The sequence below is a fragment of the Streptomyces sp. NRRL F-5122 genome, assembly GCF_001507435.1.
Lineage (GTDB): Bacteria > Actinomycetota > Actinomycetes > Streptomycetales > Streptomycetaceae > Streptomyces > Streptomyces lannensis.
The window spans coordinates 25,226-43,799 of sequence record NZ_LMWH01000228.1; the positions used below are offsets into that span (position 1 = coordinate 25,226).

The window sequence follows — 18,574 nt, forward strand, 5'->3', positions numbered from 1 at the left end:
CGATTACAAGAGGGCTCTCACGCGAAGTGCTGTCCGGCACACCGTATGAGGGCCCTCGCCTCTCCTCTCCAGCAGCACCGCGCGCCGGGCGGTCATCTGCGAAGGCGGCGACGCGACAGCACCGATCAAGCCCACCCGTCGCGTGGACGCCTCGCCTTCCCGGGACAAACCAGTGGGATCCTTCAGCATTACCCCGCTGAATGCCGCGGAACGACAAGGCACACACCGTGTCGACCAGAGCTCGTACATCGGCACCCGCCGACCCGTCACACGCGCGGGGTGTCGTCGGTCAGTAGGGACATGAGCCATTCCCTCGCGTCGAAGACCGGCACCGACGAGCCTGTCACTGTCATCAAGAGCTACACCGTGCCAACGGACGAAGCCGACCACTTCATCGTCGTATACCAGGAGAACGCCCGAATCATGGCGGCCCAGTCCGGCTTCCTCCGCTCGCGCCTGCACCGTCCCCTCGGCGAAGGCCCGGAGACCCGCTTCGTCCACATCGCGGAGTGGACGTCGGGCGCCGCCCTCGACAAAGCCACCGACAATCCCGAGTGGCATGCCTCGCTGCAGCGCATGTTCGACGACCCCGACCTGCACATCACCTCGGAACCGGCGAGCTACCGCGTCGTCGTCGAACTCCACCCCTCCTGACAACGCGTCACTCGGCATCCTGGCATCGAGGGGACTTCCGTCACCTGCAGCTTGCCGACCTGCCGGGCGTCGGCCTACCAAGGAGCAGGCGTCTTCTTGCGGACAGGGGGCCGCCTCCCGCACGGAGAGCCTCGACAGCCCGGACCTTGTCCTCGCGGCCGGTTCGCGCGGCGTCCGGCTTTTGCCCACCCCACGGCCGCGAGGACGGCCCCCTAGGCCCAATGCCGTTGCCTTTGCTGTGGGCGTAGTCTGCTTGGCAGTGGGTCCCGGGGGTGGTTCGGGTGGCTGCGAGTGTGTCTGACTTATCGGGTCTCGGCTTGTTGACCTGGGTGTATCCGCCAGGCTTGGTGGACCGGGTGGTGGCCGCGTGCGGGCGTTCTGAGTAGCGTCAGCGGCTGCTTCCCGCCCGGTTGGTGGTGTACTTCGTGCTGGGGCTGGCCCTGTTCTCGCCTGCTCCGTATCTGGAAGTGATGCGGCACCTCGTCGAGGGACTGCGGGGTGTGGGCCTGCTGGGCAACTGGCGTGTTCCGGCGAAGTCCTCGCTGTTCAGGGCTCGGGAGCGGCTGGGATCCGAGCCCTTGCGGGTGCTGTTCGCCGCGACCGCGAAGCCGATGGCCACTGAGGCGACTCCGGGCGCGTTCTGGCGGGACTTACGGCTGCTGGCCGTCGACGGAACCTGCTGGGACGTCGCGGACAGCGAAGCCAACGAGACGGCCTTCGGACGTCCGGGTAGTGGCCGCGGGGCGGGCAGGAGCGCGTTCCCGCAGGTGCGGATGGCGGCGTTGGTGGAGGTGGGCAGTCATGCGGTGCTGGATGCGGAACTCGCCGGCTGCCGCACCGGGGAAGTCACCCTGGTCGCCCGCCTGCCCCGGTCGGTCGGCCCGGGCCAACTCGTCCTGGCCGATCGTGAGTTCCTCGGAGTCCCGTTGTGGCAGGCGTTCACCGCGACCGGCGCCGATCTGCTGTGGCGAGTGCCCGCCAACCGCGTCCTGCCGGTGATCAGGCAGTTCCGTGACGGGTCGTGGCTCTCACAGATCCGGGCGAGCAGTGGCCCCGCCCGGGATCAGCCGGTCGTGGTGCGTGTCCTGGCCTACCGGGTCAAAGAACAGGCTGGCGCGGACGGGGCCGACGGATACCGCCTGGTCACCACTTTGCTGGACGCCCGACGGTATCCGGCCCGGCAACTGGCCGCGCTCTACCGCGAGCGCTGGGAGATCGAGTCCGTCTTCGCCGAGATCAAGACACACCAGCGCGGCGCACGCGTCGTCCTCAGCAGCAAGACACCCGAAGGTGTCCGTCAGCAGATCTGGGCACACCTCCTGGTCCACCACGCACTGCGCGAGCTCATGCTGAGAACGGCTGCCACCCGTGGCCTGGACCCTGATCGGGTCTCCTTCACCGAGACCCTGCGCTCTGCCCGGCGCAGCGTGACCGTCGCGCCGGGCAGTTTTTCCCCCTGACCTCCTGGTCAGAGCACTGGTGATGCTCGAGCAGGACCTCCTGGAACGACTCCTGCCTGTCAGACGGCTCCGCAGCCAGCCCCGCGTCGCAGCCAGCCCCGCGTCGTGAAACGCAAGATGTCCAACTACCACCTCAGACGAGCCGAGCATCGTGCCTGGCCGCAGCCGACCCGCACCGGCACGCAAGCCGTCCTCGTCATAAGACCCCAACCGACGAACCCGTAAAAGCAACGGCATTGCCCCTAGGCCCTGTCCTGTCGATCTCGGCCGTCAGCGGTCACACTCCGATGAAGCTCACCGTTTCCGTCATGTCCGCCCGCCCGGTACGCAGCCTTGGCACGCCTTCCTTCTCAAATCCGACTGAGATGCCGCAGTACAGCACAAGCTCGTCATCGGCTCCGATTGTTCGGCTGACGGTCTTGCGGTACATGGTCCACATCACCTGGGGGCAGCTGTGCAACCCTTCCGCCCTCAGCAACAGCATGACCGTCTGCAAGTACATCCCCGCATCACCCCACTGTCCGGGCCCCATCGTCCGGTCGAGGTAGCAGAACAAGACGACCGGCGCTCCGAACGCCTCCGAGTTCAAGGTAGCGATCTTCTGGGGCCGGTCGGGGTCGTCGCGCTCAATCCCCAGCGCTTCGTATCGCTGAGCCGCCGCAGCGGAGAAGCGGTCCAGATACGGCGAGGTCAGTTCGTCCGGGTACATCGGATACTCCCGCTCATCACCCAGGTCTCCCGCCAGTGCCCTGGCCGTCGCGCGCCTCTTCAGTTCGGCCAAGGGTTCGCCGCTCACGACATACATGTGCCACGGCTGGAGGTTCCCGCTGGACGGAGCCCGCGTTGCTGCGGTCAGCACTCGTTCGAGGACCTCCTTGGGCACCGGCTCATCGCTGAACGCCCGTACGGCCCGGCGGCTGTCCACGGCCTCATACACATCCACGTCTTCGCGTCCTCTCATTCAACCGGGCCCCTCCACCGTATTCAGCGGTCAGGACCGAGCATCGCTGGGGGCTGGACGACGTTCCGACGATCAGTCAGTCGTTGATACGACTATGGGGAGTAGGGGTGATCTGACAGATGCCCAGTGGGAGCGGCTGGAGCCGCTTCTGCCGGTGAGCAACAGGCGTTGCGGCAGGTGGCGGGACCATCGCCAGGTCGTGAACGGGATGCTGTACCGGATACGCACGGGCGTGCAGTGGCGCGATTTGCCGGAGCGGTTTGGACCGTGGAAGACGGTGCACGAGCGCCATCGCCGGTGGTCGGCGGACGGAACGTGGGAGATGCTCCTGCGGCGGATCCAGGCCGAGGCGGACGCGGCCGGCGAGATCGACTGGGACGTCTCGGTCGACTCGACGTCCGTGCGCGCGCACCACCACGCCGCCGGCGCCCGGCATGCTCCGCCGCCAGCCTTGAAAGGGGGCTCTGTCCAGACGGTCAAAGTCGCTCGGGTCCGGTCGGAACTGATCGACCGGCTGGCGGAGGTGGTGCGGGAGGTGAGGCGCTCGGCCGCTCGCGTGGCGGGTTCACTACCAAGATCCACCTGAGTGCGGACGGCCGCTGCCGGGTGCTCTTGCTGGTCATCACGCCCGGGCAATACGCCGATTGCGCCCAGTTCGAGTCGGTCATGGACAGGATCCGCGTGCCGCGGCTGACCTGCGGCAGGCCGCGCACCAAGCCGGACAGTGTCAGCGCCGACAAGGGCTACAGCAACCGCCGAACCCGCCGTTACCTGCGCAGACGAGGAATCCGGCACGTCATCCCGGAGAAGGCCGACCAGGCCGCCAACCGGGTCCGACGCGGCAACGCCGGGGGTCGGCCGCCCGGTTTCGACAGGCACCGCTACAAGAAGCGCAACACCGTCGAACGGGCGATCAACAGGCTGAAGACCTTCCGTGCGGTTGCGACCAGGTTCGACAAGCGCGGCTACGTCTACCTGGGCACCGTCACCGCAGCCGCACTCGTCATCTGGCTCCGCTCGTGATCGCCAGGACAGGCCCTAGAGGGCTCGCGCGCTGCTTCGTCGCGCGAGCCCTGACAGAATGGCGTTGCCGGTCGAAGACGGCCGCCCCTTGCACTATCTGAGTCGCGAGACCGGCACCGTTGCGTTCCAGGGTGCGGATGGAGCCGTCCACCACCTTGTGGTCGAAGGAGTTCATCCGCCGGCTGCCGAGCGCGGGGTAGAGGTGGTGTTCCAGGAGCGAGTCGAGGTGACGTAGAGACGAGGCGGCCAAGTGCCGCTGGCCGGCCTTCCACTCCTCGACGTACTCCTCGAAACGCATCCTCCCGTACCTCTGGATCCGCTCCGCCTTCGACTACGACTACGGCGCCGCCTTCTTCTGGTTGTAGACCTCCGTCAAACGCGCGATCGCCTTGTCCTGGGTCCCGAAACTGGACTCCTCCACCTGCTTGCCCGCCGCGCTGCGGTACCGGATCTTGTACTCGTGCGGGCACTTCGACCAGCGGGACTGAGGGTGCTCGCAGTCCTTGAAGAAGGTGCCCATGCCGCGGGCGAGCGCGCGTGCTGCCATGTGGTGCTGTCTCCTCGGCGTCCGATGCTGACCTTTTACTGACGTCCGAGGGTGCTCGATACCCCTGGCCTGGGAAGAACCGCCGATTGCGTGGTATGTGGTGGAACTTCGTACCCTCGTGCAAGCCATGCAATGACTGGAAGGGAAGACGGACGGCGGCGGGATGGCTGATCGACCAGAAGCTGCATCACGAGCGGCCCGACATCGGGTTCGACACCCCCGAATGCCTGTCAGGATATTCCACGGCTTCGCCGAGCGCATCGAGCGAGTGCGGCGGGAGATCGGGGACCCGGCCCGGCGGGACTGGTTCCGTCACCACTATGGTCATGCCCGGCATCAGAACAAGAGCGAGATGGCCATCCATCCCCGTACCTGCTTCGAGGAATTGCGTGGCTACCCGCACTTGCCGTGGATCACGCCCGCGACGCGCGTGACGACGCGTGACGTGTGCACCCGGCGGATGTGTTGTGGGTGGCGGCTCCCCGAAGCGCGGGAACTGGAAGCCGTGATCCTTACTGACGAGCAGTACGCGGCGTTCAAGAAGGCCGCGTACGACGAGGGCATGTCCCAGGAGGACTTCGCCGCGAAACTGATCATGCTGCACACGAACGGGTTCGCTCGCTCTCACGCTCCCTGACAACGGCTTCCCGGTGGGCAGCGGGGTCCCGCTACCTGTCTACTCAGGTGTCGCTGATCTCCTCAGTGATCCAGTCCTGCGGCACCAAGGCCTGGCCATTGCTTCGTCTCCACCGGGCCTCCACCGAACTGCGGAACGGCTCGTCGTCAAGATCGGCGTGCTCCATCGCGATCACCTGGAACGCGCCGCCCGTCTCCTGGATCGTCTGGTGGATGGTCTCGTAGAGGTTGAGGAGGGCGACACGATCGGGACCGGCAAGCAGGCTTCCTTCTGGAGCATCCTCGGGGAAGTACACCTGGGACGGCTGGTCGAGGATGAGGAATCGCGGTACGGGGCTGGCCGACTCACAGAACCATTCGTGCATGCTGAGCAGGGTGGCGACATGGTAGCCGAGCCAGTTCTCGCCGCCTCCCATGTCCGAGAGACGCACCGGTCCACGAGTAGTGTCCGCGACCACGGTCAGACCCTTGGGGCCGAGGCGGATCGGTGACTCCTGGTGCTCCAAGTCCAGCCTGACCGCCTTGTCCTTGATCTTTGAACTGATCAGTGACACAAAACTGTTGAGACGGTCATTGCGGGCGCCGGAGCCGATCTGCTCCTCCAGCTCCGCGATCTGGGCACTGATCTGGTCGCGGCGGTCGACGACCTGGGGCGCCTGGACATGGCGGGCCGCGGTCTCCAGGAAGAGGCTGATCCGTCCCTGGACGATGGCGACACGCCGGCCTGCGTCCGCGGTCTCCTGGACCACACGCTGACCGGCCGTGAGTGTGTCCAGTTGTTCCTGATTCCGGGTGAGGGAGGCACGCAGTTCCTGAAGTCGGTTCTCCTCCCCGGCGATCAGAGCCTGGATCTCAGGGGTGTCGTTTCCCACCACGGTCATGTCGGCGTCGAGGCGCTCCAGGTCACGGGTGATGACCGCGGCGACCTGACGGGACTGCGGAGTGTCGCTGGCACACACGGGGCAGCGGGCCGCTGTCCCGCTGTCGTCGGCTCGGGTGAGGAGGCCCAACGAGGCGAGGCGGGCGTGCTGCTCTCTGGCCTGCCCGAGAAAGTCGGTGTTCTCCTTCGCCATCTGCTTCAGATTCGCGATGCGGGCACGTGCGCGCCCGTACCGCTGACGAAGCTCACGCCGATCCTCCACCAGAGCGGCGACCGGGTCCTCCTCAACCAAAGGCCTCTCGTATGCCATCAACTGGCCCATGGCCACGCGCAGTTGCTCAACAGCGGTCTCGGCCGTGAGCGAACCGGGGGGCGCGGGTTCCAGGATGCCCGCTTCGACGGCTTCGGTCACCAGCGCCAGGGCTTGGCCGGAGGCTGCTGACAGACTGCGGGCCGCAGCCAGGGCCGACTCCATGCCGGCGAGCTCTTGCCGCAGCAGTCGCAGGCGGTGTTCAAGCAGCGCTTGCTGGGGGTCGACGGCGCCGAGGAAGTAAGGGATCATCGCGCGGATCGTGGCCGGACGAAACTCCTCGCCCTGGGAGTGGAACAGCAAGTCCGGGTTGGCAACCTCGTTCTGCTTCTGAAGACAGAAGAAGAGGGCGTGCCGGATGGACGGGGAGATGGGGCTGCTACTGCGGATGGCCGGGATGCGCACGGTGCGATCGATGCCGGCGAACTCCGACAGCTGGCCCTTGGCGATGTCGAGAGGCGTGGCGAAGGTGATCTCGTCATACCTGAGCGGCGGGGCGCCCAGGGCTTGGGGGACGACGCACATGGTGGTGGCCGTAGCCGCCTTGCTCTTTGGCGCGGGCCGGGCCACGAAAAGCTGTTGCTGGTCCTTCACCAACGTGACGGCGAAGACGCGGACGAAGTTGCGCAGCGCGGCGCCTTTGATGACGAAGTCGTCGCTGGCGAGGCAGTAGTCCACGATGTTGAGCAAGGCGCTCTTGCCGCGGCGTGAGTCGCCGGTGATGATGTTGAGAGTGCCTGTCCTGAACGGGACGGTGCGGATCTGGCCGTCTTCGTTGTAGATCGAGATGGCGCTGATCTGGAAGGTCACGGCCTGACTCCTAGCAGTGTCATGGCGATACTGAGGCTGCCGGCGCTGGGCAGCCAGCGCCCCAGCCGGTGGGACGCCTTCTGGATGTCCACAATCTCCTCGGTCCGGCCGGAAATGACCTTCCTAAGCCGCCCTTCGGACACCTGGAGACGACCTTGGTCATCGCACCGCAGTGCGCCTCCCTGCAACGCGAGCAGGAGACCGGGACGCACGAAGTCGGCCAGCGACGCGGCGTTCTGCGTCATGGACGCCTTGACGCCCTTGTTCGCCTCCAGCCATCGGACCACCCCGCTGTTCGTCGTGCGCGGCAAGGCCTGACGTACGGAGGGCTGCAGGGCCATGACCGCGGAAAGCAGAGCGACCGTGAACGGGCACGGCTGTTCGTACTCGGACTGATGGCCCTGAACGGCGCGGCTGACGACGAGACCCGTGAAGGCCGGGTTGTACAGGGCGCGTTCTTCCCTGCTGAGGTCGGAGAAGTCAATCATTGTGCGGCGCTTGCCTCCGCCGGCTCCAGGATGGTCATGAGTCGGGAGAGGAAGTCGACGTGCCAGCCGACCCTCAAGTCATCGGCGAGGATGTGGAAGGAGCCCTTGGAGACGAACGGCTCATCGCATCCCGGGCGGATCGAGCGCCGCCCCTCGCGCATGGCCCACTTGTAGATGGCCTTGGCCGCGGCGACTTTCTGGGCCTCCGTAGCCGCTGGCCCCAACTCGTCCTCCATCTCCGCGAAGAGGTCCTCCCACTCCTCGGTGAGCTTGCGTTCGAAGCGGCTGATCTCCCCCGGAAGCAGGAGATTCTCGTCCGACCACCGTGAGCGCTGGGTGAAGGCCCGGATGTAGTCGCGTACCGCGATACCGATGCGACTGTTGCCGGTTTCGATCAGGTGCAGTTGCGTACGAACGCCTTGTCCGCGTAGTCCGAAGCGTCAGGCTCGAGAACCGCGATGTCGTCGTCGATGGGCAAGTTCTCGGGACGGAACTGGTTGCGCAGATCCGTGAAGACCTGATCGAACTCCTCGCCTGTGATCGCGTCCATCTCCGGGGTGGTCATCTGGCGGATGGCACGGTCGAGGAACCACCCTTCCAGTCGCTGCAGGAAGGACCGAGCGTAGGGCCGATCGACCGCCAGGACCGCCTGATGCAACAGCATGTCCTTGACGTCGTTGACGGTCGGGGCGTTTCCGATGACTTGGATGCGCGCCACCATGCGGCGCTTCTCCTCACCACTGAGCTTGTCGAAGGCCTCGTACGCCTTGCGGTTGTCCGTACTGGCGGACGTGTCCCGCGCCGCCTGCAGCAGTTCCAGAGCCCGGACCTCGTGGCGGACACCCGACGTACCAGGCTGCAGAAAATGACCGGCCGAACCTTCCGGCAGGTTCGCGGTAGTCAGCAGGAAGAGATCGGTCTCCTCCAGTTCGATGCGTTGGTTGGTGACGGCGTGCACCCAGATCCGCAGCGTCTTCCACAGGTCCGTACTGGCATCCGTCAGCCGGACACCCGCACGCCGATGCTTGAGCTGGTAATAGGTCCGGCCGCCTTGAGTGACTTTCTCGATGTCGTCTCCGGCCTCGACCGCCAGGCACCAATCGAGGCCGTTGCCATGAAGTTCGACGCAGGCGTGCAGCGCTTTGCGCAGCTGGTAGACATAGCCGATCGCAGACGCCGACGCCTCAAACGGATCCGGTTTGTCCGCCACAAAGCCCCCATGTCACCTCGCCCCCAGATTTAGCAGTTAGATCTTTACATGAAATCCACATCTCGCATTACCCTTTGGCGAGAGACGATCACGCAACGTTGAGGTGACAGAGGTTCTCCTGACCACCCCAGCGGCGGCGACGGCAGGCTCAGACGTCATCCCGAGTAGAGAGCCTGAGCTTCGCCGGGGATACCGTCCTGCCTGCTCACTCGGCCGGGTTGCGTAACAGGAGCTCGGCCACCACTACGGCTGTCTCGTACGAGCGCCATCAGGTCCCGCGACCGGCGCGCACCAATGCGCAGTTCCTTCCTCAGTGTCTCGGCCGACGCAGGACGCTGGTGAAGGTGCCGGTGCCGGGCGTCGATCGCCCGGGCCCGATCCGGCAGAGGATCAGCATCCTGCCGTGGATGTCCGTTCACCGTGTCCACGGCTACTGCCCCAAGGGGCCTCGCTCCGTCCTCCGCCCGCTCGGCCGGACGGTGCACAAGTAGCTCGACCGACAGCAACAGCGCGACCGGAGGCCACCCGGCTACCAGCACCGGCTCCCACGCCAAAACCGGCGCTGCCGCGAAGTTGGCGGCCAGCGAGACCCCGATCCCCAACAGAAAGGCCGACCACACCGCGCCGCGCGCCCGGCGCGTACGGGGACCGGAGGGCTTCAACAGCCCCACCGTGGCCAGAAGCAAGAGGCTGTCCACGGACAGCGGCCAAAACGAGGCGCTGACCCTATCCGCTCCGCCCTGCAGCGCGAATTCCCGCTGATGCACATACGAGGCGTAAGCGGCGACCCCGGCCACCACGAGGGCGCACAGCGGCGGATCCACCGCTCGAACTCGAAGCCATCCCTCCCAGTGGGCCCCTGGCTCTCGGTACCCTCAGCCACCCACCACCAAGGGCCCACCCCAGTGCACAACGCGTGCACAGTTCGACGGGAACTTCCGGGAACTCGCAGGTAATAGCGGGAAGTCCCCCGATACGAAAAAGAGCCCCAACCGAGCCATAAGGCCAGGTCAGAGCCTCAATGGCAGACGAGTCAGGCTGTACGCCGGGTTCTCTCCGTTGAACGGTCCCGCAAGAGTACGACCGTGAGGACGCCGACGCGCTTCCAAGGAGCGAAAACGGGAGAGCGGCCCGGCCCGGGCGAAGCAATCACCCAATCCCGCTGCCAACCGGTGTCCCGGGCAGTGTAGCGCGCATCCGCAGGTCACGGCGCCGGCAGAGTCGACCACCCTGACCTGAACCCGCCTTGCGCACGAGCCTGAACGCGATGGTTCGGCCACCTTCGCGGTGGCGATGTCCAAATCGAGCGCCTCACGCGGACTTTTCTCCTGCAAGGCAGCAGTAGCTGCTTGCCACGGGAGGAGAGCCTATGACATGTCATCAGGCCGCAACATCAGCGGCCTTGAATACAGTTGTCGTGACGACGACTCGCTCGCCGTCGGCGGACCTGATCGGTTCCCAGACCCTGCCGGGTACGCCTCGGCCATGGTCGGCCGTTTCGGCAGCCCCAAACTGGGGGCCTCCATTTTCGCGCCGCCAAGAGTATCGTTACGGCATCAGGACTGGTGCTGACCAGCCGATTCGTGGCCACGCCCGGTCCCCGCGAGGTGTGCTAGCGCGTCAAGCGAACAGCCCTCGGAGCGCCAAGAGCACAGGGTTCGCCCATGGGTGAGCGCCACGGGCCTGAAGCGCGCCCAGCGCCTACGCCTGCGGTCAGTGCGCAAACGGACCCGGAAGTCACGGTCACCCTGCCCTCCGAGCCGCCTGCACTCACACCCCTCGGCGCGGCGTCGCTACTGCGGCTGCTGCAGGACGTCCATCGCAACCGCGCGGATCCCACTCACGGCACTCGGGCCGATGACGACCGCAGCGAAATGACCGACCACGACTAGAGAGAACGGCATGACGACTCACTTCGCCTTCGCCGGAAGGGTATCGACCGAGGACCAGCAAGATCCCCAGGCATCTCACCACTGGCAGATCATGCGCGCGGAGGGCCTCGTCAAGCCCCACGGCGAGATCGTGCGGGAGTACTTCGACGTGGGCCAGTCCCGGTCCATCCCATGGCAGCGCAGGCCTCGCGCCGCCGCACTCCTGCAAGCCCTCAAGGATCCTGACCGCGGGTTCGATGCGGTGGTTATCGGCGAACCGCAACGCGCCTTCTACGGCAACCAGTTCGGCCTTACCTTCCCCGTCTTCGTCCACTACGGCGTGCACTTGTGGGTTCCCGAGATCGGCGGCCCCATCGACCCGGAGTCCGAGGCCCACGATCTGGTGATGTCCGTCTTCGGCGGAAGCAGCAAGGGTGAGGGGCCTCGCGTTTTCCGGAGAGGCTTCTGACCGTTCATTTCAAGCGACGATTCGCAACTTCTCGTAGTCGGCGTGGACTTCGCGCGGAGGGCGGTAACCCACCGCCGAGTGGAGGCGTTTGCGATTGTACCAGAATTCGATGTAGCGAGTGATGTCCTGCCGGGCTGCCTCGCGGGTCAGGTAAGTCACCCTTGACACGCGCTCGTTCTTCAGGGCGCCGAAGAATGATTCGGCCATAGCGTTGTCGAAACAGATCCCAGTGCGACCGGAAGATCTGCGGAGCCCGAACCGTCGAGCGTCTTCCCGAACTCGGCTGACATGTAGTTGGCGAGTTCAACCGGTCGTTGTGAAATATCGCGCCGGCCGAGAGGTTCCTGTTCCGTGCCGCGTTGCGGATCGCCCTGGATATCAGCGGAGTCTGGTAGTGGTCGTCCATCGCGTAGCCGATCACCTCTTTCGTGCAACAGTCGATGACCGTCGCGAGGTACAGCCAGCCTCCCCGGTCGCAATGTAAGTAATGTCGCCGACGAGCTTTTCGCCGGGCGCATCCGCGGTGAAGTCGCGGCCGCCGAGGTCTGGCACCTGGCCAGCCGCAGCCTGAGTGAGGTTGAACCTCTTCGGGCGTGGCTGGCAGAGCACCAGGCCCTGTTCGCGCATGAGGCGGCGGACAAGCTCCACGCCTGCGGACACGCCCCAGCGGTCCAGCTGGGCCTGGATGCGCCGGTGCCCGTAGGTGCTGTCGGACATGTCGAAGGCTTTCTCGATGAGCAATTTCAGTTCTTCGCGCCGCTGGGCTGTCGCGGATTCCGGGCGGGAGCGCCAGTCGTAGTAGCCGGATCGGGATACACCAAGCCGACCGCACATGAACTCGACGCTGTATGCGTACTCCTCGGTGTCGAGCCGCATCTCATCGATGAACTCGTACTTGCTTGCTACCGGGGATCCTTCGCGAAGTACGCTGCGGCTTTTTTCAGGAAAGAATTTTCCATCTCCAGCTCGCGGTTACGTCGTTCGAGTTCCTTCAGGCGCGCCCGCTCGTTCACCGTCAGTTCCGCATCGGGGGCTGGTTCCTGCTGCTTCTGGTATTTCTTCACCCAGCCGCGTAGGGTCTCCGAGTTCAGCTCAAGTTCCCGGGCGACTTCGGATATCGTCTTGCTTGACCACAACGCGATCTGGACGGCTTCCTCGCGGAACTCCGGCGAGTACTTACTGGGTGGCGCCACTTCTTCCTCGTTTCCTCGTTCAGGACAACCCTATTGGGTGCCTGTCCGGGAACTTCGGGGCCCCTCATATGCCCTTGCCAACAACATCGTCCATCCGCGCAACGTGTATCTGCCCGAACAGGACCTGCTTCCACCCCTCGATCGTTGGCTTGCCTTGGCGTTCGCACCGCACCGGCTGGAGGAAACGATCTCGCTCATGCACACCGCACAGTCCGACACCGCCCCGGCCCCCTCTGCAAAAGACGTCAGCCGCGTGGTCGCAGACTGCGACACGAAGCTCGCCCGCTACCGCGATGCGCTCGAAGCCGGGGCCGACCCCAAGGTGGTCGCCGGCTGGATCGCCGAGGTCCAGGCGCGTCGCGCCGAAGCCGCGGCGTAGAAGCAGCAGAACGCCAAGAAACAAGGAATGACCAAGGACGAGATTCGGTCCATGATCAAACAGCTGGGACCCATCCGAGACGTCCTCGCGGAAGCCGATCCGCAGAACAAGGCGGACGTGTACCAGAACCTTGGGCTCAAACTGACGTTCGAGTCCGGAAAACAACTCGTGTGAGCCGAGGAAACCCTCGACCCGCACAAGTTGGGGATATGGTCTGTGTCCGAGGGGGGACTTGAACCCCCACGCCCGATAAAGGGCACTAGCACCTCAAGCTAGCGCGTCTGCCATTCCGCCACCCGGACCAGGTGTCTGCCGCCTTGCCGGAGGTCTTCCCCGCGGCGACACGGACAACAATACCAAGGTTTCGGAGCGCCCTTCACCTGCGTTTCCGCGCCACCCGGGTCAGTCGTCGACACCCTCCGCCGCCAGCAACCGCAGGGCGTGAACGAGGGTGGCGGCCGTCTTTTCGTCCAGTGGAGCGAGGAAGCGCCGCTCCACCGTCCGGCGGACCTCCTCCCCCCGGCGCAGGCACTCCGCGCCGTCCTCGGTCAGCTCGACGATGTTCTTGCGTCGGTCGTGCTCGCTGCGTCTGCGCCGCACCAGACCGCGCTCCTCCAAGGTGTCGATCAGCACGACCATGGTGGTGCGGTCCACGCCGAGGCGCGCGGCGACCTCGATCTGGGAGAGCGGCTCCGCGCCGGCGAGGACCACCAGGACCGCAAGCTCATGGCCGTCGATCCCGACGGGGGCGAGCGCCTCGGCCGAGGCACGGGTCAGCCGCAGCTGGGCGTGCTTGAGCAGATAGCCGAGCCGGGACTCCAGGGGGGTGGGGGTGCGCTCATCAGCCATGGCCAGAACTGTATCCATTCCTGATGGTCAGCCACCCTGATGATTGGCTAGGCTGACGGTCATGACGACTGTGCGTTTCGGCATCAAGACCGCGCCCATGCATGTTTCCTACGACGACATCCGCCGCGTCTGGCGGGAGGCCGACGCCGTTCCCGAGATCGAGGACGCCTGGCTCTGGGACCATCTGCTGCCCCTCGTCGGACCGAAGGACGGACAGGCGCACGAGAGCTGGACCCTGCTCGCCGCCCTGGCCGCGCAGACCGAGCGGCTACGGCTCGGTGTGCTGGTCACGAGCAATCGGATCCGCCCGCCCGCGGTGCTCGGCAAGATGGCCTCGACCGTGGACGTGATCTCCGGCGGGCGGCTGGTGCTGGGCATCGGTGCCGGCGGCACACGCCAGCCCGCGGGGGCGGGGGGAATCCCCGGCGACAACCCGGCGGTCGCCGAGTACGAGGCGTACGGGCTCGCCCTGGTCCCGCCGGCCGAAGGAGTCGCCCGGCTCGACGAGACCGTGCGGATCCTGAGGCGGATGTGGACCGAGGACGTCTTCGACTTCTCCGGGCGCCACCACCGGCTGAAGGGCACCCGGTGCGAGCCCAAGCCCGTGCAGCGCCCCGGGCCGCCACTGCTGATCGGCGGCTGGGGCACCCGCCTGCTGCGGGTGGTCGCCGAGCACGCCGACATCTGGAACGTCCCCGGCCCGCCGCACAACGGCGTCGAATTCATCGCCGAGCGCGGGCGGGTGCTGGACGCCCACTGCGCCGACCTCGGACGGGACCCGCGCGAGATCACACGCTCGGTGCAGGTCCTCGTCTCGTACGACGACCCGGCCGCGACACGCGCCACTGTCGACGCGCTCGTCGCGGCCGGGATGAATCACATCGTCCTGAACCTGCCGCGGCCCTACCCGAAGGGTGTGGCCCGATGGCTGGCCGACGAGATCGTCGCCGGGCGGCGGACACAAGAAGCGAATGCCGCCCGGCCCGGGCTCACGGCATGAGCTGGTACTCCGCGAAGTTCCCGGGCAGCTTCTCCCCCGCCGGCCCCTGCGTCACCGCGCGCACCAGCAGTTCACCGCCGACGAACGCGCCGCGCCAGGAGGCGCCGAAGCCGCCGAAGAGCTCGTCGCGGTCACCGCGCGAGCGGGGCTTGCCGTGGCCGACCTTGAAGGCGCGGATCTGCGGGGCCAGGCGGTCGAACGTCTCACGGTCGTCCGTGGAGAGCGTGGCGACCAGAGCGCCGTTCGAGGCGTTCATCGCCGCCAGCAGTTCCGCCTCCGTGTCGACCAGGACGATCGTGTCGACCGGGCCGAACGGCTCCGCGTGGTGCAGAGGGGAGGACGGGGGCGGGTTCAGCAGAGTGACCGGGTGGACGTAGGCCGAGGTGTCCTGGCCCGGCAGGAAGCGTGCGTCCTCGGTCCGCCCCCGGTGCAGGGGAACCGCGCCGCGGTCGATCGCCTCCGCCACCTGGTCGTTGAGCTCCTTGGCCTTGGCCGCATTGATCAACGGGCCGAAGTCGAGGCCGGGGAAGGGGTCGTCCCCCTGCTCCACCGCCAGCGGGTGGCCCACCCTGAGGGTGCGGACGGCCGGCAGGTAGGCCGCGAGGAACTCGTCGAACAGCTCGCGCTGGACGACGAAGCGGGGATACGCCGTGCAGCGCTGCTTGCCGTAGTCGAAGAGTTTGGGGATGACCGCCGTGAGCGACTCCCAGTCCGAGTAGTTCCAGATGCCCCAGGTGTTGAGGCCCTCCTGTTCGAGGATGTGCCGCTTGCCGAGGTCGGCGACCGCCGTGGCCACCGCGGCGCCCGTGTCGCGGCCGCCGACGAAGGACACGCAGCCGATCTCCGGCGCTCGCACCAGGGCCTCGGACAGCTCGCCGCCGCTGCCGCTGACGAGGGTGACGGGGATGCCCTCGCGTGCGGCCAGCGCGCAGGCCAGGGTCAGGCAGGCGACACCGCCGTCGGTCGGGGTCTTGGCGATGACCGCGTTGCCTGCCAGGGCCTGGACCAGCATCGCGTGGACCAGGACGCTCATCGGGTAGTTCCAGCTCGCGATGTTCGAGACCGGGCCGTCCAGCGGGACTCGGTCGCCGATCATCGGTTCGATTCCGTCGACGTACCAGCGCACGCCGTCGATGGCTCGGTCCACGTCGGCCTGGGCCAGCCGCCAGGGCTTGCCGATCTCCCAGACGAGGAGAAGGGCGAGTAGCTCGCGGTGTTCGGTGAGCGCGTCGAGGGTCGCGGCGACACGGGCCCGGCGCTCGGCCGGTGGCACATGGCGCCAGGCGCGGTGCTGGTCGAGCGCGGACTGCACGGCGCGGCGCGCGGTCGCCCGGTCCAGGCGGGGCGGACCCGCAATGGGGCTGCCGTCGACAGGACTGGTGGCGGGCAGGGCCCGGCCGTCCGCCTGCCAGGAGGAGCCCCAGAGATTGAGGACGCGGTCGTCCCGGAAGGCCTCGGGGGCGACGGCAAGGCAGCGCTGCCAGGCGTCGGCCCAGGACGAACCGGGCTTGAGGGTGAGGGTGGGTGCCATCGGGTTGCTCCGCTCTCGGTGCACAGTCGGGGGCGGGGGATGCATGGCTCGTCCGCGCACATGATCGACAGTGATCACACATGCCCGTACGCGAACGTCGTACCTGGACGCTAGCCAGGTGCCGGAACACCTGTAAGTCACCTCACGTCAACTATGAGTGACGTCACGTCCCTCTTCCAGCAGTGCGAGTACCAGGTGCGCCGTCTCGGTCGGGGTACCGCCCACTTTCACTCCTACCCCTTCCAGCGCTTCCTTCTTCGCCTGCGCGGTGCCCGAGGAGCCGGACACGATGGCTCCGGCGTGCCCCATCGTCTTGCCCTCGGGTGCGGTGAACCCCGCGATGTAGCCGACCACGGGCTTGGTGACGTGGTCGCGGATGTACGCGGCGGCCCGTTCCTCGGCGTCGCCGCCGATCTCGCCGATCATCACGATCAGATCGGTGTCGGGGTCCGCCTCGAAGGCGGCGAGGCAGTCGATGTGGGTGGTGCCGACGACAGGGTCACCGCCGATGCCGACACAGGTGGAGAAGCCGATGTCGCGCAGTTCGTACATCAGCTGGTACGTCAGCGTGCCGGACTTCGACACCAGGCCGATGCGGCCGGGCTTTGTGATGTCCGCCGGGATGATGCCGGCATTGGACTGACCGGGGGTGATCAGGCCGGGGCAGTTGGGTCCGATGATCCGGGTGCCCTTCGACGCGGCGTACGCGGTGAAGGAGACCGAGTCGTGGACCGGGATGCCCTCCGTGATGACCACCGCGAGGCCGATGCCGGCGTCGGCGGCCTCCATGACCGCGGCCTTGGCGAAGGCGGGTGGTACGAAGACGACGGTCACGTCCGCACCGGTCGCCTCCATGCCCTCGCGCACCGAGCCGAACACGGGGACCGTACTGGGAGCACCCGCGAGGCCGTTCAGACGCTCGGGGACGTCGAAGTCCACGGTCCTGCCCGCCTTGCGCGGGTTGACTCCGCCGACGACCTCCGTGCCTGCCGCGAGCATGCGGCGGGTGTGCTTCATGCCCTCGCCGCCGGTCATGCCCTGGACGAGGACCTTGCTCTCCTTGGTGAGGTAGATGGCCATGGCGGGCTCCTTCAGTCGGCTGCGGCGAGTTCGGCGGCCCGGCGCGCGGCGCCGTCCATGGTGCTGACCTGCTGGACGTACGGATGCGCGCGCTCCTCGAGCAGCGCCCGGCCCCGGGGGGCGTTGTTTCCGTCGAGGCGGACGACCAGCGGCTTGGTCAGCTGCACCGCATCCAGCGCCTGCACGATTCCGTCGGCCACCGCGTCGCAGGCGGTGATGCCCCCGAAGACGTTCACGAAGACCGACTTCACGGACGGGTCGGAGAGGATGACGGACAACCCGTCGGCCATGATCTGGGCGGAGGCGCCGCCGCCGATATCGAGGAAGTTCGCGGGACGCGCGCCGCAGCCCGCGACCACGTCGAGCGTCGACATGACGAGGCCCGCCCCGTTGCCGATGATGCCCACCTCGCCGTCCAGCCGGACGTAGTTGAGGCCCTTGGCGGCGGCCTCCGCCTCCAGCGGGTCGTCGTGCTCCGCGTCCTGCGCGCCCCATCGCGCCTGCCGGAACCGGGCGTTGTCGTCGAGCGTGACCTTGCCGTCGAGCGCGAGGATGCGCCCCTGTTCGGTACGCACCAGCGGATTGACCTCGACGAGCACGGCGTCTTCGCGGACGAGGACCTCCCAGAGCCGTACGAGCACGTCCACGGTCTGCGTCGGCAGACCCGCCGCCTCGGCGATCTCGCCGGCCTTGGACGAGGTGACGCCCTCGGCCGGGTCGATGGGCACACGCGCCACCGCCTCGGGCCGGACGGCGGCGACCTCCTCGATCTCCGTGCCGCCCTCCGCCGACGCGATCGCCAGGAAACGTCCCGCGGCCCGGTCGAGGACGTAACTCACGTAGAACTCGCGCTCGATGTCGACCGGCTCGGCCACCATCACCCTGCCGACCGTGTGCCCCTTGATGTCCATGCCGAGGATCCGGCGTGCGGTGAGCTCGGCGTCGGCCGGGTCGGCGGCGAGCCTGACACCGCCCGCCTTGCCACGGCCGCCCGTCTTCACCTGCGCCTTGACGACGACCCTGCCGCCCAGCCTGCGGGCGATCTCGCGTGCCTCCTTGGGCGAGTCCGTGACCTCGGCCCTCGGCACCACGATGCCGTACTCCTGGAAGAGGGCCCTTGCCTGATGTTCGTACAGGTCCATTTCGGCTCCTGTCTGCGAAGTCTTCGCGACGCCATCGCGAGTCCGGAACTGACGATGACTGAAAAGTGCCGCACGCCCCCT

The 18,574-nt window shown here is 67.0% G+C and carries 19 protein-coding genes, 1 tRNA gene and 2 pseudogenes; 8 read left to right on the forward strand and 14 right to left on the reverse strand.

The window, feature by feature from the left end; all coding sequences use genetic code 11:
- Window positions 1–300: 300 nt before the first annotated feature.
- Both ADL25_RS21035 and ADL25_RS21040 read left to right on the forward strand, forming a co-directional pair.
- On the forward strand, window positions 301–654 hold the full coding sequence (locus ADL25_RS21035; RefSeq protein ID WP_059129310.1) for an antibiotic biosynthesis monooxygenase family protein: 354 nt from the start codon (window positions 301–303) through the stop codon (window positions 652–654).
- A gap of 395 nt (window positions 655–1,049) precedes the next feature.
- Window positions 1,050–2,114 carry an IS4 family transposase gene (locus ADL25_RS21040; RefSeq protein WP_267889271.1) on the forward strand — a complete coding sequence of 355 codons (1,065 nt, stop codon included), beginning with the start codon at window positions 1,050–1,052 and terminating at the stop codon, window positions 2,112–2,114.
- Window positions 2,115–2,391: 277 nt separating this feature from the next.
- Here the strand turns inward: ADL25_RS21040 and ADL25_RS21045 are convergent, their stop codons facing one another.
- Window positions 2,392–3,057: a nitroreductase gene (locus ADL25_RS21045; RefSeq protein WP_059129311.1), complete on the reverse strand. Its 666-nt coding sequence runs from the start codon at window positions 3,055–3,057 to the stop codon at window positions 2,392–2,394.
- 112 nt (window positions 3,058–3,169) lie between these two features.
- Here ADL25_RS21045 and ADL25_RS46380 point away from each other — a divergent pair.
- Window positions 3,170–4,098: pseudogene (locus ADL25_RS46380) on the forward strand (IS5 family transposase).
- Here the strand turns inward: ADL25_RS46380 and ADL25_RS50670 are convergent.
- Both ADL25_RS50670 and ADL25_RS50675 read right to left on the reverse strand, forming a co-directional pair.
- The gene (locus ADL25_RS50670) at window positions 4,079–4,396 is read right to left on the reverse strand and encodes a hypothetical protein (protein ID WP_059129313.1); all 318 of its coding nucleotides are present in this window, start codon (window positions 4,394–4,396) and stop codon (window positions 4,079–4,081) included. The pseudogene ADL25_RS46380 and the gene ADL25_RS50670 overlap by 20 nt on opposite strands.
- A gap of 39 nt (window positions 4,397–4,435) precedes the next feature.
- Entirely contained in the window at window positions 4,436–4,645 is a 210-nt protein-coding gene (locus ADL25_RS50675; protein WP_059129314.1) for a hypothetical protein, read from the reverse strand.
- 223 nt (window positions 4,646–4,868) lie between these two features.
- Here ADL25_RS50675 and ADL25_RS21070 point away from each other — a divergent pair, with 223 nt between their 5' ends.
- Window positions 4,869–5,282: a hypothetical protein gene (locus ADL25_RS21070; RefSeq protein WP_059129315.1), complete on the forward strand. Its 414-nt coding sequence runs from the start codon at window positions 4,869–4,871 to the stop codon at window positions 5,280–5,282.
- Window positions 5,283–5,325: 43 nt separating this feature from the next.
- Here the strand turns inward: ADL25_RS21070 and ADL25_RS21075 are convergent, their stop codons facing one another.
- From ADL25_RS21075 to ADL25_RS46390, 5 genes are all read right to left on the reverse strand, one after another.
- The gene (locus ADL25_RS21075; protein WP_059129316.1) at window positions 5,326–7,281 is read right to left on the reverse strand and encodes a DUF3732 domain-containing protein; all 1,956 of its coding nucleotides are present in this window, start codon (window positions 7,279–7,281) and stop codon (window positions 5,326–5,328) included.
- Window positions 7,278–7,769 (reverse strand): three component ABC system middle component, encoded by a 492-nt coding sequence (locus ADL25_RS21080; protein ID WP_059129317.1) that lies wholly within the window; start codon window positions 7,767–7,769, stop codon window positions 7,278–7,280. The genes ADL25_RS21075 and ADL25_RS21080 overlap by 4 nt, the downstream gene beginning before the upstream one ends.
- Window positions 7,766–8,173: an ABC-three component system protein gene (locus ADL25_RS51910; protein ID WP_324614060.1), complete on the reverse strand. Its 408-nt coding sequence runs from the start codon at window positions 8,171–8,173 to the stop codon at window positions 7,766–7,768. The genes ADL25_RS21080 and ADL25_RS51910 overlap by 4 nt, the downstream gene beginning before the upstream one ends.
- Entirely contained in the window at window positions 8,164–8,979 is an 816-nt protein-coding gene (locus ADL25_RS21090) for a hypothetical protein (RefSeq protein ID WP_059129319.1), read from the reverse strand. The genes ADL25_RS51910 and ADL25_RS21090 overlap by 10 nt, the downstream gene beginning before the upstream one ends.
- Before the next feature lie 155 nt (window positions 8,980–9,134).
- A complete protein-coding gene (locus tag ADL25_RS46390) occupies window positions 9,135–9,803 on the reverse strand; it encodes a DUF2637 domain-containing protein (protein ID WP_324614059.1) in 669 nt (222 codons plus the stop codon).
- Between the two features lie 1,078 nt (window positions 9,804–10,881).
- Between ADL25_RS46390 and ADL25_RS21095 the strand changes: the two genes are divergently transcribed.
- On the forward strand, window positions 10,882–11,319 hold the full coding sequence (locus tag ADL25_RS21095) for a recombinase family protein (protein ID WP_059129320.1): 438 nt from the start codon (window positions 10,882–10,884) through the stop codon (window positions 11,317–11,319).
- A gap of 9 nt (window positions 11,320–11,328) precedes the next feature.
- Here the strand turns inward: ADL25_RS21095 and ADL25_RS21100 are convergent.
- Window positions 11,329–12,512: pseudogene (locus tag ADL25_RS21100) on the reverse strand (IS3 family transposase).
- Window positions 12,513–12,615: 103 nt separating this feature from the next.
- Between ADL25_RS21100 and ADL25_RS21110 the strand changes: the two are divergent.
- Complete coding sequence (locus ADL25_RS21110; protein ID WP_159044971.1) at window positions 12,616–12,891, forward strand: hypothetical protein; 276 nt, start codon at window positions 12,616–12,618, stop codon at window positions 12,889–12,891.
- 51 nt (window positions 12,892–12,942) lie between these two features.
- Window positions 12,943–13,065, forward strand: a complete 123-nt coding sequence (locus tag ADL25_RS51590; RefSeq protein ID WP_267889269.1) for a hypothetical protein — start codon at window positions 12,943–12,945, stop codon at window positions 13,063–13,065.
- Window positions 13,066–13,108: 43 nt separating this feature from the next.
- On the opposite strand, the gene ADL25_RS21115 is transcribed toward ADL25_RS51590, so the two are convergent.
- Window positions 13,109–13,193: transfer RNA gene (locus ADL25_RS21115), tRNA-Leu, on the reverse strand.
- Window positions 13,194–13,293: 100 nt separating this feature from the next.
- Window positions 13,294–13,740: a MarR family winged helix-turn-helix transcriptional regulator gene (locus ADL25_RS21120; protein ID WP_059129323.1), complete on the reverse strand. Its 447-nt coding sequence runs from the start codon at window positions 13,738–13,740 to the stop codon at window positions 13,294–13,296.
- Window positions 13,741–13,801: 61 nt separating this feature from the next.
- Between ADL25_RS21120 and ADL25_RS21125 the strand changes: the two genes are divergently transcribed.
- Entirely contained in the window at window positions 13,802–14,740 is a 939-nt protein-coding gene (locus ADL25_RS21125) for an LLM class flavin-dependent oxidoreductase (RefSeq protein WP_079050501.1), read from the forward strand.
- Here the strand turns inward: ADL25_RS21125 and ADL25_RS21130 are convergent.
- The 3 genes from ADL25_RS21130 to sucC all read right to left on the reverse strand — a co-directional run bounded on the left by ADL25_RS21130 (window position 14,730) and on the right by sucC (window position 18,493).
- Window positions 14,730–16,271 (reverse strand): aldehyde dehydrogenase family protein, encoded by a 1,542-nt coding sequence (locus ADL25_RS21130; protein ID WP_059129324.1) that lies wholly within the window; start codon window positions 16,269–16,271, stop codon window positions 14,730–14,732. The genes ADL25_RS21125 and ADL25_RS21130 overlap by 11 nt on opposite strands.
- Before the next feature lie 147 nt (window positions 16,272–16,418).
- Window positions 16,419–17,351, reverse strand: a complete 933-nt coding sequence (gene sucD, locus ADL25_RS21135) for a succinate--CoA ligase subunit alpha (RefSeq protein WP_059129325.1) — start codon at window positions 17,349–17,351, stop codon at window positions 16,419–16,421.
- An 11-nt stretch (window positions 17,352–17,362) separates the two neighbouring features.
- Window positions 17,363–18,493 carry an ADP-forming succinate--CoA ligase subunit beta gene (sucC, locus tag ADL25_RS21140; protein ID WP_059129326.1) on the reverse strand — a complete coding sequence of 377 codons (1,131 nt, stop codon included), beginning with the start codon at window positions 18,491–18,493 and terminating at the stop codon, window positions 17,363–17,365.
- Window positions 18,494–18,574 lie beyond the last annotated feature (81 nt).